This window comes from Mixta mediterraneensis, assembly GCF_030283135.1.
GTDB lineage: Bacteria > Pseudomonadota > Gammaproteobacteria > Enterobacterales > Enterobacteriaceae > Pantoea > Pantoea mediterraneensis.
The window spans coordinates 90622-103299 of the sequence record NZ_JASUAZ010000008.1; the positions used below are offsets into that span (position 1 = coordinate 90622).

Below are 12678 nucleotides of genomic sequence, written 5' to 3' on the forward strand. Positions count from 1 at the left end.
TGCGCGTTTTCCAGGCGGTAACTCAGCGTGGCGTAAAGCGGTAACGTGTTACCGACTCCCAGCATTCACCCGGTTGCAGCCAGCAATCAGCTTGCGGCCATTCAGGATGATTAGGTGAATCCGGCAAAAATTCACTTTCCAACGCAATGCCCTGGAAAGCAGTATAGCTTTCCTGCTCGCGGGCGCGGGTGCCGTCGAGGTAGTTGCCAGAGTAAAGCTGCAAGGCTGGCGCAGATGTCGTCACGCTGAGTTGCAGCTTGCCATCTGCTGACCATAATTCAGCAGCAGGCTGACTGGCGTCACCAGCGCTATTGAGCAAAAAGGCGTGGTCATAGCCTTTCACCGCTTTTTGGTCGTCATCCGCGAGGAAATCCTGGGCCACGGTTTTAGCCTGACGGAAATCGAAGCTGGTGCCCGCTACCGCTTTCAGTGGCGCATCAGGGATACCCGCGCTGTCAACCGGCAAGTAACGATCGGCGTGCAACTGTAAGACATGCTGGCGTGCGTCACCATGTTGTGCATCAAGATTAAAGTAAGCGTGATTGGTCAGATTGACCGGACAGGCTTTATCGCAGCGTGCTTCATAGCGGATCGACAAACAGTTATCGTCATCAAGCTGAAAGCGTACATCGGCAATCAGATTGCCGGGAAAGCCCTGATCGCCCTCTGGTGAATCCAGGCGGTAATGCACTTCGCTGTCAGACTGGCTGACAATTTGCCAGCGGCGTTTATCAAAGCCTTCCGGGCCGCCGTGAAGCTGGTTTTCCCCCTGATTCGCGGCCAGCTGGCAATCCAGCTTCTTCAGTCTGGCCTGCGCGATGCGGTTAGCATATCGGCCCACCGTCGCGCCGAGATAGGCGTCCTGATGCAGATAGTCGGATGGTGTGGCGCAGCCAAGCAGGGTTTCACGCACGCTGCCGTCATGCATCGGCACGCGAGCCGACAGCCAGGTTGCTCCCCAGTCCATAAAGGTGGCGATCATGCCATTGGCGTTGCGTAAAACGGTAATGCGCCACGGCTGACCATCTGGCGCATGCGAATTTATATCATTCAGCATTGGCCGGCTCCTTCTGTGGCTTTACAGACATAAAAGGTCTCTTTGATGCCGGTTTTCGCTTCGTACTGTTTTTCTACGGCGGCTTTAACCTGATCGACCAGGTCGAGAGGCATTAACGCCACGACGCAACCACCGAAGCCGCCGCCAGTCATACGCACGCCACCGCGATCGCCAATCTCGGCTTTCACAATTTCCACCAGCGTATCAATGGGCGGCACGGTGATCTCAAAATCATCACGCATTGATGCGTGTGATTCGGCCATCAGCTCACCCATGCGTTTCAAATCCCCATTGCTCAGCGCGTCAGCGGCTTCTAATGTGCGGGCGTTTTCAGTCAGGATGTGACGAACGCGCCTGGCGACTTGCGGATCCAGTTTGGCTTCGGCTGCTTCAAATTGCGTCAGATCAACATCACGCAGTGCTGGCTTCTCAAAGAAGCGCGCACCTGTTTCACACTGTTGACGACGCGTATTATATTCGCTCCCGACCAGGTTGCGGCGGAAGTTAGAATTGATGATCACCACGGCGACATCCTTTGGCATAGAAACCGGACGCGTACCCAGCGTGCGGCAGTCAAGCAGCATGGCATGATCTTTCTGGCCCAGGGCGGAAATCAGTTGATCCATGATGCCACAATTACAGCCGACGAACTGGTTCTCTGCCTCCTGGCCATTTACCGCAATTGCCGCGCCATCCAGCGGCAGGGAATACAGTTGCTGCAATACGGTGCCAACCGCCACTTCCAGCGATGCCGAGGAGCTCAATCCCGCGCCCTGCGGCACATTGCCGCTGATCACCATATCGACTCCGCCAAAATCCGCATGGCGTTTTTGCAGGTGTTTCACCACGCCGCGCACATAGTTCGCCCACGTGGGCTCTTCCGTGCGGACAATGGGCTCATCCAGCGAAAAACTGTCTTGCGCGTTGTCGTAGTCCACTGCAATTACGCGTACTTGACGATCGTCACGTCGGGCACAGGCGATGACTGTTTGATAATTAATGGCGCAGGGCAGCACAAAACCGTCGTTGTAGTCGGTGTGTTCACCAATCAGATTCACGCGACCCGGTGCCTGAATAGTATGTGTCGGCGCATAGCCGTAAACATCCGAAAAAACCTGATGGGTGATAGTTTTTAAGCTCATTATTGTGCCTCACGGAAATGAACGTCGCTAACAGAACGCAGCCGCTCAGCAGCCTGCTCAGCCGTTAGATCGCGTTGGGTTTCGGCCAGCATTTCATATCCGACCATAAATTTACGCACCGTTGCAGAACGCAGCAGCGGCGGATAGAAGTGGGCATGCAGCTGCCAGTGCTCATTGGTATCACCATTGAACGGCGCGCCGTGCCAGCCCATGGAATAGGGGAAAGAACACTGAAACAGGTTGTCATAACGGCTGGTGAGCTGCTTCAGCGCCAGCGCCAGATCTTTACGCTGCGCCTCATTCAAATCGGTCAGACGCTTCACATGCGCTTTCGGTAGCAGCAGCGTTTCAAATGGCCAGGCCGCCCACCAGGGAACGACAGCCAGCCAGTGATCGGTTTCAACGACCTTGCGGCTGCCATCTTTCAGTTCACGAGCGGTATAATCCACCAGCATTGGCGAGCCGTTTTTGGCGAAATAGGCACGCTGATGATCATCTTCACGTTGCGCTTCATTAGGCAGAAAGCTGTTGGCCCATACCTGCCCATGAGGATGAGGATTGGAGCAGCCCATTGCTGCACCTTTGTTTTCAAAAACCTGCACCCAGGGATAATGCTGGCCGAGATCGGCCGTTTGCGCCTGCCAGGTACGCACCACCTGTTCCAGCGCGTTGAGCGTCATCTCCGGCAACGTTTTACTGTGATCCGGCGAAAAGCAGATAACACGGCTAGTGCCGCGCGCGCTTTCGCAGCGCATCAGGATGTCATCGCTGGGCGGCGCATCCGGCGTGTCGGTCATCAATGCGGCAAAGTCGTTCGTGAAAACATACGTGCCGGTGTAGTCCGGATTCTTATCACCTGTGACGCGTGTATTACCCGCACACAAAAAGCAATCGGGATCGTGTGCGGGAAGCGTATGGGCCGCAGGGGTTTCTTGTGCACCTTGCCACGGACGTTTAGCACGATGAGGAGAAACCAAAATCCACTGATCGATCAGGGGATTATATCGGCGATGCGGATGATCGACCGGGTTAAATTTTTCCATGTTTAATCCTGGTAAGCGTTAAAAGCCGGTTAGGCATCCATAAAAAGTAGCACATCAGCTAGCACGAAAGCGTGATCGAGCCTGGATAAATGGTATCGTTTACACAAGCTGACTATTCTTATTTTTAGGCTTTATGTGATGGGCGTGGGCTAAAAAAATTCTGACTAAATGGTAGCGGTTACACCATAAAATGAAAAGAACGCCGACAGGGCGGCGTTTAGAGGAAGTTAACGCAGTGATTCCTGACGGTAATCGTAGCCGCCATCGCGAGCGACAAAGCTCAAACGGTGAGTGATACAGTGCGGCGCATCCTCGGCGTGATGCGAGACAAAGAGCAGCTGAGTGCGACCTTCACCAATTAATATGTCAACAAAACGGCGCACCAGCTGACGGTTGATGGGATCAAGCCCTTGCAGCGGTTCGTCAAGGATCAGCAGAGTGGGGTGTTTTACCAGCGCACGCGCAATCAGAACCAGACGCTGCTGGCCCCACGACAAGCTATGGAAAGGCGCATCGCCTTTGTCATGATCCATGCCTAGCAGCGCCAGCCATTGACGTGCCAGCGAAATCTGGCGATCTGAAGCCGCCTGATACAGGCCAATCGAATCAAAAAAGCCGGAGAGGATCACTGTGCGCACGTTCACGCTGACACGGTAATCCAGATGCAGGCTGCTACTGACGTAGCCGATATGCTGTTTAATGTCCCAGATGGTTTCCCCGCTGCCGCGACGAATACCAAACAGGGTTAAATCATTGCTGTAACCTTGCGGATGATCGCCAGTAACTAGGCTCAGCAGCGTTGATTTTCCGGCTCCGTTTGGTCCGGTAATTTGCCAGTGCTCACCTGCGCTGACCTGCCAGCTCAACCCATCAATCACGGGCTGATCGTTATAGGACACTACGCCGTTACGCAGGATCACGCGCGGTGCATCATCTGCCAGCGCTGGCAGCTGATCGGGAACATCTGCTTCTGGTAATACCATGCCTTGTAGCTGTTCACTGTGGGCTAACTGTGCCACCAGCGCTTCAGCCAAAATAGATTTACGTGCGCCACTGTGGGTTAGCGTACATTCCGCTAATACGCCGACCTGCTGGATATAATCAGGGATGTCATCGAAGCGATTTAATACCAGCACTAATGTGAAGTCGGGCTGTTCCAGGCTTTGTAGCGTTTCGGTCAGACTGGCGCGGGAGGCGACATCCAGGCCGTCAAACGGCTCATCCAGAATCAGCAGGTCTGGCTGCTTCATCAGCGCCTGACACAGCAAAGTTTTGCGCGTTTCACCCGTGGAAAGATATTTGAAACGACGCGAGAGTAAATAGCTGATGCCAAACTGTTCTGCCAGTTGTGCGCAGCGCGACGCATCTTTCACTTCATCCTGAATAATTTCTGCAGCGGTACGGCCTGTATCATCTTCGCCTTCACTTAGCAGATCGGTGTTGTTACGCAGCCATTCATCGGAAACCAGCTTTTGCAGTTGTTCAAGAGAAAGGCGGGTCGGACGTTGGTAATGACTGCTAAAAGTGCCTGTTAACGGCGCCAGTTCACCGGACAGCGCCCGTGCCAGCGATGACTTGCCGCTACCGTTGGCGCCAACAAAGGCCCAGCTTTCGCCGCTGTGCAGCTGTATATCGTTCAGGGACAGGGTTCGCGTGTCGCTAAGGCGAAACGTACCTTGCAAAATTTGCAATGAAGCCATGATATATTCCATTTTATGCATCAGTGTTACTGAGTTGTAACCACTGGCTGCGATGAAGTCAAATCACGACCTGTAAATCAAAGTAACGTAGCGACAATCGCATGCCTGGCATTGAAACTGGCGATCACCGTGTCATGTAGCTGTAGCTTTAGCTGCTTTACCTCGTCATTCGGCAACGTGGCGCACAGCGTTTCGCCGCTGGCTAAGGTCATCAAAATTTCGCTGACCTGCTCGCCGGGCTCAATGGCATTAATCTGCGCTGCCAGCTGGTTATCCTCCTTGCCCGGCTGGTAGTTCACCCGGATCCACGGCGCTTTGACCAGCACCAGTACTTCCTTGCCCGCCGTCAGTTGCAGGCGTTCTGCACTGCGCTGGGTTAAGGCTACGTTCAGCCGGGTCTGGCCATCGGCCAGTAAAATAGTCAGATGTTGCACTATCGGTTGATCATCATTCGCGATAACCGTGCCAAATAATTGATTGCGCGCACTGGTTTGTAAGGAAAAACGGGCAATTGCCGCCAGCAGGCTGTCGAGCGGTAGAGAGTCTTGCTGCAAGGCATCAAAGGCTTTTTGCTGAATCTGCTCCAGCAACTGAAACAGCTGAATCAGTCGTTCGCCGTAACGCGTCAGATTCGCACCGCCACCGCCTTTACCGCCGGTGGCGCGCTCAACCAGCGTTTCGTCCGCCAGCAGGTTCATGTCATTAATGGCATCCCACGCGCTCTTATAGCTGATGCCTGCAAGCTTAGCACCCTGGCTGATTGAACCGGTTTGCTGGATGCGTTTCAACAGCTCAATGCGGCGTGGATCGGCAAAAAGTTTCTGCTGTAAGCGGATATGAAGAGAAAGTTCGGCTTGCATGACAGCTCCGGCAAAAGATCAATTCAGGAAAACCCTGTGATGATAGCGGCGTTTTGTTGAAAAAGTAAAAGCACGAAAAGGGCTGCGCAAATTTTACCTGAACCGTTACAATCCCTTTTTTGTTCGCAAAGTGAGACGCTCCATGTTGGAATTGCTAAAAAGCCTCGCCGTGGCGGTAATTATGGTGCCCATCGTAATGGCCCTGATGCTTGGCCTGATTTATGGCCTGGGCGAAGTGTTTAACGTCATCTCAAAATTTGGTCATCGCGAAAACGCTTCATCCCGCTCGCACAATTAATTTCCCACAACGCCCGTCATTGTTACGGGCGTTGATGCGCTCCTCTCTTCTTTTTCAGCCTTGTTGATTTTCACCCGATAATTTCATGACACTGCGGGAATTTGCGTTGTATTATCGCCTACACAACGAACTGCTGGAGAAGAACATGTCTGTATCATCAACCCGTTGGGGTTTGGCTGCTGTATTAAGCGTGTCGCTGGCTGGTCAGGCCGTGGCGGCAGAAAAAATTACCGTATTTGCAGCGGCGTCGCTGACGAATGCCTTACAGGATATTGCCACCCAGTATCAGAAAAAAAGCGGCGTCGAAGTGGTGTCTTCTTTTGCTTCTTCTTCCACGCTGGCACGCCAGATTGAGCAGGGCGCACCGGCCGACCTGTTTATTTCTGCCGATCAGCAATGGATGGATGATGCAGTCGCGAAAAAGAGCATGATCGACAACACGCGCTTCACGTTGTTAGGTAATGACCTGGTGCTGGTGGCGCCCCGCAGCGCATCGGCTAAAGCGGTAACCATCAACGAAAAAACCGACTGGAAAAGCCTGCTGAAAGGCGAGCGGCTGGCCGTGGGCGACCCGGCTCACGTGCCAGCCGGTATTTACGCGAAAGAAGCGTTACAGAAATTAGGCGCATGGGAGACCGTATCGCCGGTCATGGCACGTGGCAATAACGTGCGCGCCGCGCTGGCGCTGGTTGAGCGTAACGAAACGCCGTATGGCATTGTTTATGGTTCGGACGCGGTAGCCAGCAATAAAGTGCAGGTCGTCGGAACTTTCCCTGAATCGAGCCATAAAGCAGTGGAATATCCAATGGCAATCGTTAAAGATCACGACGGTAGTGCCGTTACTGCTTTTTATAATTACTTAAAAGGGCCGGAAGCGGCTACCGTGTTTAAACATTACGGATTCACACCCAAGACATGATATTTAGCGATCTCGAATGGCAGGCGGTGATGCTCAGCCTGAAAGTGTCTGGCATTGCCGTGTTCTGCAGCCTGCCATTTGGCATCCTGATGGCCTGGATTCTGGTCCGTTGCCGGTTTCCGGGCAAAACCCTGCTTGATAGTTTCATTCACCTGCCCTTGGTGCTGCCGCCAGTGGTTGTCGGTTATCTGCTGCTGATTGGTCTGGGACGGCGGGGGATAATCGGTGAAAAGCTGTATGACTGGTTTGGCTTTAGCTTCGCTTTTAGCTGGCGCGGCGCGGCGCTGGCGTCGGCGGTGATTGCGTTTCCGCTGATGGTGCGCGCGATTCGTCTGGCGCTGGAGGCCGTTGATACGCGACTGGAGCAAGCCGCCCGAACGTTAGGCGCGGGTCGCTGGCGGGTATTCTTCACCATCACGTTACCGCTGACTCTGCCGGGCATTATTGTTGGCACTGTACTGGCGTTTGCGCGTTCGCTCGGCGAATTTGGCGCAACCATCACCTTCGTTTCAAATATTCCCGGCGAGACGCGCACCATTCCGCTGGCGATGTATACCCTGATTGAAACTCCCGGTGCGGAAGGCGCAGCAGCGCAATTATGCGTGATTGCGATTGTGCTGGCGCTGGCGTCGTTACTGGTTTCGGAGTGGCTGGCGCGCTGGGGCCGTAAGCGCATGGGGCCTGATGCTGTCACTTAATTTTTCCCAGCAGTTGGGCGATCATCTTCTTGACGTCAGCGCGCAGATTCCGGCTAAAGGCATTACGGCGGTGTTCGGCGTATCGGGCGCAGGGAAAACCTCGCTCATTAATGCTATTGGTGGATTAACCCAGCCACAGCATGGATATATCCATCTTAACGATCGCGTGCTGGTTGATGTGGAAAAACGGATCGTGCTGCCGCCGGAAAAACGCCGCATTGGCTATGTCTTTCAGGATGCGCGCCTGTTTCCGCATTATCGCGTGCGCGGCAATCTGCAATATGGCATGGCTCCGAAGATGAAAGGGCAGTTTAACCACCTGGTTTCGCTGCTTGGTCTGGAAGCGCTACTGAATCGCTTTCCGGTATCGCTGTCTGGTGGCGAAAAACAACGCGTGGCGATTGGACGCGCTTTACTCACCGCGCCAGATATTTTGCTGATGGATGAGCCGCTGGCGTCGCTGGACCTGCCGCGTAAACGTGAGCTGATGCCTTACCTGCAAAAGCTGGCGAAGCAGGTCGAAATTCCACTGCTGTATGTGTCGCACAGCCTCGAAGAGATCCTGCAGTTAGCCGACAATGTGCTGGTGCTGGATAGCGGTAAAGTTAAAGCGTTTGGTCCGCTGGAGTGTGTCTGGAGCAGCAGCGCGATGCGTCCGTGGCTGCCGATAAGTGAACTGACCAGCGTGCTGCGCGTGCAGGTGCTGAAACAGCATCCGGATTATCCGATGACCGCGCTGTCGTTAGGCGATCAGCACATCTGGGTCAGCCGGATAAACCATCCCGTAAAAACACCGCTACGTATTCGCATTGCCTCAGCGGATGTCTCGCTGGCGCTGCAACCACCACATAACACCTCGATCCGTAATATCTTGCCCGCACAGGTGGTGGAACTGATGGAAGTTGGCGAACAGGTAGAAGTGAAATTGCGTATCGGTATCAGCGAACTATGGGCGCGCATTTCGCCATGGGCGCGGGATGAACTGGGCATTCGGCCAGAACAATGGCTTTATGCCCAGATCAAAAGCGTCTCGATAACATCCTGATTACAGCACTTCTTTATAGATAGTATCGGCAATGCCGGTTTCGAGATTGGTGTCGATGACCTTTTTCGCCCGGAGCTGGATGGCTTCATCGGCATTGCCCATGGCTATTCCCAGACCAACGGATTTCAGCATGCTGAGATCATTGTAGTTATCACCAAACGCGATCACCTCGCTCATCTTCAGACCCTGCGATGCTACCCATTGTGCCAGCCGTTTGCCTTTGCTGTTACCGCCTCGCGCAATATCGACCTGATCGTGCCAGGACCATTCACATGCCAGCCCTAATTCTGCCTCCACTTTCTCTGCGAACAGCTCCAGCTCGGCGATATTTTCATGAGACAGCGCAAATTTCCAGATAGATTCAGCTTCACGCGCCGCTTGTGCCAGATCCGGCACCTGCTTAAATACCGGACGCTGGTGGGGCGGCAGCGATTCGGCCCAGTTTAAGGTGCGGGTAACATGGCCGGTTGGCGTTTGGTACAGCATCGCCTCATCGATATACAGCAGGCCGTGGATTCGCTGTTCATCCAGCATTTCAATGACGCGTAACGCCAGCTGTTTGTCCAGCGGATCGGCAGCTAATACTTTTTTATTTTGATAATCATACAGATAGGTTCCATTACAGCAGATTGCGGGTGTATCCAGCTCCAGTGCCTGGTAAAAAGGATGAATCGCACAGTGGTGGCGACCCGTAACAATGACGACCTTAATACCGGCTTCGCGCGCCCGCTTCAGCGCTTCGATGGACTGCGGCAGAATGGTTTTTGCTGGCGTTAATAGCGTGCCGTCGAGATCGAGGGCAATGACACGATAGCTCATTAATCCTTCCGTCTGTATCAGTTAGCGAGGCGTCAAGTCTACATTGCGGGCGGGGCAGAGACAAAAAACAAGGCACAAATGATTCCAGCGGCGGCACGGAAAACGCGCTAAAGTGATTTCCTGAAGTTAAGCAGGCAGCGTAAAAGGAGAATGCATGAAACAAGTTGTCTACACCGCCAGTCCAGAGAGTCAGCAGATTCACGTCTGGCAGTTGAATGAAGATGGCGCATTGACTCTGCTTCAGGTGACGGATGTCGCCGGTCAGGTTCAGCCGATGGTGGTGAGTCCGAAAAAAGATTTTCTCTATGTTGGCGTGCGGCCCAGTTTCCGCATTTTAGCCTTTCGTATTGCAGCCGACGGTACCCTGACCGAGGCGGGGCAGGCACCTTTGCCGGGCAGTCCGACACACCTCTCCACCGATCATGCCGGTAAGTTCCTGTTCTGCGGATCATATAATGACGAATGCGTTAGCGTCAGCCCGATCAGTGTCGATGGTTTACCACAGGCGCCTTCACAGGTCATTCACGGTCTGGCTGGATGTCATTCCGCTAATATTGATAACGCTAACCAGACGCTGTTTGTTCCTGCTCTGAAGCAGGATCGTATTTGCCTGTTCGAACTGAGCGCAGAAGGCCAGTTAACGCCGCGTAAGCAGGCGCAGGTCACGACGGTTGAAGGTGCCGGGCCGCGACATATGGCGTTCCATCCGAACGGCAATTACGCCTATTGCGTGAACGAGCTGGACAGCACCGTGGATGTTTGGGCGCTCAGTAATGCCCAGGGTGAAGTGGCACGGGTACAAACGTTAGATTTGATGCCGCCAGGTTTTACCGGTACGCGCTGGGCTGCGGATATTCATCTTACGCCAAACGGGAAATTCCTGTACGCCTGCGATCGCACCAGTAGCACGCTGGCGGTATTCAGTGTCAGTGAAGATGGCGCATTGCTGGCGATAGAAGGTTTCCAGCCAACCGAAACGCAACCGCGCGGTTTTAACATTGATACCAGTGGCAAGTATCTGGTGGCGGCGGGGCAGAAATCCCATCATATTGAGATTTACAGCATTACTGAGCCACAGGGTTTATTAAAACCATTAGGCCGTTACGCGGTAGGCCAGGGTCCGATGTGGGTAGTCATTCATCAGCTTGCAGCCTGATTCATTTCCCTCACGCCCGCAATAGATGCGGGCGATATTTATCCTGTCGTCACGTCTTTTTTACAGCGTTAACAGACATGAAAAGGATTACGAATACATCGCAGTTAACGACGCGCTGGCCAGCACATGAAAATGCACATTAAAACCCACCATTGCGCCACTTGCGCCTTCGTCTACGTCGATATTATCCACGTCTAACGCATGTACGCTGAAGATATAACGATGACTTTCGCCTTTCGGTGGCGCTGCGCCGCCATAGCTGGCCTGGCCGAAATCAGTACGCGTCTGAACGGCACCCGCAGGTAATGAAACTACGCCCGATCCCGCCCCTTGCGCTAGGGCGGTGGTACTGGCAGGGATATTCGCTACCACCCAATGCCACCAGCCGGAACCGGTCGGCGCGTCGGGATCGTAGCAGGTCACGACAAAACTTTTGGTGCCTTGCGGTGCGTTTTCCCAGGCAAGATGCGGCGACACATTCTCGCCTTGATAACCCATGCCATTAAACACATGCTTCTCAGGCAGTTTGTCGCCCTCGTTAAAGTCCTGACTATAAATTCGCATCACCTCTCCTTCTGTTGTCGTTAAACTCCCCCTCATCTTAGCGAAAAAGGGTGCCACTTCCAGTTGTTAGCTTAACTCACGAAGTAAAATGGGAAGGATGCTCAAGCGCCACGCCTATAGCCTGTATAAGCTTTTCCAGGGCTGCCGGGGCGATGATGTAAGGCGGCATCAGGTAAATCAATCGACCAAATGGCCGTATCCAGACGCCCTGTGAAACAAAAAATTGCTGTAACGCCGCCATGTTGACCGGCTGATGGGTTTCTACCACGCCGATTGCGCCCAATACACGAACACTTTTCACCTGCGACGCCGCTTGTAATGGCAGTAATTGTTCACGCAGCTGATGCTCGATGCTGGCAACCTGCGCTGTCCATGCGCCCTCCTGCAACATGCGCAAGCTCTCCACGGCAACCGCACAGGCCAGCGGATTTCCCATAAAGGTTGGGCCATGCATAAAACAGCCTGCCGGACTACGGCTGATGGTATCGGCTACCTCGCGCGTGGTCAGGGTTGCGGCCAGCGTCATGGTGCCGCCGGTTAATGCTTTCCCGACACACAAAATATCAGGCTCAATGCCCGCATGCTGGCAGGCAAACAGCTTGCCGGTGCGACCAAAGCCGGTGGCAATTTCATCAGCTATCAGTAAAACGCCGTAGCGATCGCAATATTCACGTACGCGTTGTAAATAACGCGGGTGATAAAAACGCATTCCCCCCGCGCCTTGCACAACTGGCTCAAGAATAACGGCCGCTAGCTGTTGATGATGCTGCTTTATCAGGCGAGCAAAATCGTCGAAATCATGCGCATTCCATTCATCATCAAAACCACATTCTGGTGCCGCCGCAAAAACATGCTCGGGTAGATAGCCACGCCATAAGCTGTGCATCGAATTATCGGGGTCGCACACCGACATCGCAGCAAAAGTGTCACCGTGATAGCCACGCTTGAGGGTTAAAAATTTCTGGCGGGTTTCGCCGCGTCCTAACCAGTATTGCAGCGCCATTTTCATTGACACTTCTACTGAAACCGAACCGGAGTCGGCAAGGAAAACACATTCCAGCGCGGCGGGTGTCATTTCCACCAGCTTGCGACACAGCGCTACTGCTGAGGGATGGGTAATGCCGCCAAACATCACGTGTGACATCTGCGTCATTTGCTGCTGTAACGCCTGGTTCAGACGGGGATGGTTGTAGCCATGAATGGCTGCCCACCAGGACGACATGCCGTCCACTAACTCGCGCCCATCAGCCAGCTGTAGCAGATACCCTTGCGCTGCCACCACCGGGTAACACGGCAGCGGATCCTGCATGGATGTGTAGGGATGCCAGATATGCTGGCGATCAAATTCGGCGTCGCTTTGAGTGAACATGGGTATTG

Annotated in this window: 13 protein-coding genes; 5 read left to right on the top strand and 8 right to left on the bottom strand. The window is 53.8% G+C overall.

Annotated features, from left to right (window positions below; all coding sequences use genetic code 11):
• Nucleotides 1-22 precede the first annotated feature (22 nt).
• The 5 genes from galM to modE form a co-directional block, all read right to left on the bottom strand.
• Nucleotides 23-1057, bottom strand: coding sequence for a galactose-1-epimerase (gene galM / locus QRY16_RS07790; RefSeq protein WP_193403470.1), 1035 nt, complete (start codon nucleotides 1055-1057; stop codon nucleotides 23-25).
• Nucleotides 1051-2199, bottom strand: coding sequence for a galactokinase (gene galK, locus QRY16_RS07795; RefSeq protein WP_289776188.1), 1149 nt, complete (start codon nucleotides 2197-2199; stop codon nucleotides 1051-1053). The genes galM and galK overlap by 7 nt, the downstream gene beginning before the upstream one ends.
• Entirely contained in the window at nucleotides 2199-3242 is a 1044-nt protein-coding gene (galT, locus tag QRY16_RS07800; protein WP_289776189.1) for a galactose-1-phosphate uridylyltransferase, read from the bottom strand. The genes galK and galT overlap by 1 nt, the downstream gene beginning before the upstream one ends.
• Before the next feature lie 227 nt (nucleotides 3243-3469).
• Nucleotides 3470-4942 (bottom strand): molybdate ABC transporter ATP-binding protein ModF, encoded by a 1473-nt coding sequence (gene modF / locus QRY16_RS07805; RefSeq protein ID WP_289776190.1) that lies wholly within the window; start codon nucleotides 4940-4942, stop codon nucleotides 3470-3472.
• Nucleotides 4943-5019: 77 nt separating this feature from the next.
• Nucleotides 5020-5802 carry a molybdenum-dependent transcriptional regulator gene (gene modE, locus QRY16_RS07810; protein WP_289776191.1) on the bottom strand — a complete coding sequence of 261 codons (783 nt, stop codon included), beginning with the start codon at nucleotides 5800-5802 and terminating at the stop codon, nucleotides 5020-5022.
• A 142-nt stretch (nucleotides 5803-5944) separates the two neighbouring features.
• Here modE and QRY16_RS07815 point away from each other — a divergent pair, with 142 nt between their 5' ends.
• The 4 genes from QRY16_RS07815 (at nucleotide 5945) to modC (ending at nucleotide 8762) form a co-directional block, all read left to right on the top strand.
• Entirely contained in the window at nucleotides 5945-6100 is a 156-nt protein-coding gene (locus QRY16_RS07815) for an AcrZ family multidrug efflux pump-associated protein (RefSeq protein WP_289776192.1), read from the top strand.
• A 145-nt stretch (nucleotides 6101-6245) separates the two neighbouring features.
• The gene (gene modA, locus QRY16_RS07820; RefSeq protein ID WP_289776193.1) at nucleotides 6246-7019 is read left to right on the top strand and encodes a molybdate ABC transporter substrate-binding protein; all 774 of its coding nucleotides are present in this window, start codon (nucleotides 6246-6248) and stop codon (nucleotides 7017-7019) included.
• Entirely contained in the window at nucleotides 7016-7717 is a 702-nt protein-coding gene (modB, locus tag QRY16_RS07825; RefSeq protein WP_289776194.1) for a molybdate ABC transporter permease subunit, read from the top strand. Before modA ends, modB begins: the two co-directional genes overlap by 4 nt.
• Nucleotides 7704-8762, top strand: a complete 1059-nt coding sequence (modC, locus tag QRY16_RS07830; protein WP_193403459.1) for a molybdenum ABC transporter ATP-binding protein ModC — start codon at nucleotides 7704-7706, stop codon at nucleotides 8760-8762. Before modB ends, modC begins: the two co-directional genes overlap by 14 nt.
• On the opposite strand, the gene QRY16_RS07835 is transcribed toward modC, so the two are convergent.
• Entirely contained in the window at nucleotides 8763-9581 is an 819-nt protein-coding gene (locus QRY16_RS07835) for a pyridoxal phosphatase (protein WP_289776195.1), read from the bottom strand.
• Between the two features lie 154 nt (nucleotides 9582-9735).
• Here QRY16_RS07835 and pgl point away from each other — a divergent pair, with 154 nt between their 5' ends.
• Complete coding sequence (pgl, locus tag QRY16_RS07840; RefSeq protein WP_289776196.1) at nucleotides 9736-10737, top strand: 6-phosphogluconolactonase; 1002 nt, start codon at nucleotides 9736-9738, stop codon at nucleotides 10735-10737.
• 87 nt (nucleotides 10738-10824) lie between these two features.
• On the opposite strand, the gene QRY16_RS07845 is transcribed toward pgl, so the two are convergent.
• A complete protein-coding gene (locus tag QRY16_RS07845) occupies nucleotides 10825-11301 on the bottom strand; it encodes a kinase inhibitor (protein WP_289776197.1) in 477 nt (158 codons plus the stop codon).
• A gap of 76 nt (nucleotides 11302-11377) precedes the next feature.
• Nucleotides 11378-12670, bottom strand: coding sequence for an adenosylmethionine--8-amino-7-oxononanoate transaminase (bioA, locus tag QRY16_RS07850; protein WP_289776198.1), 1293 nt, complete (start codon nucleotides 12668-12670; stop codon nucleotides 11378-11380).
• Between the last annotated feature and the right edge of the window lie 8 nt (nucleotides 12671-12678).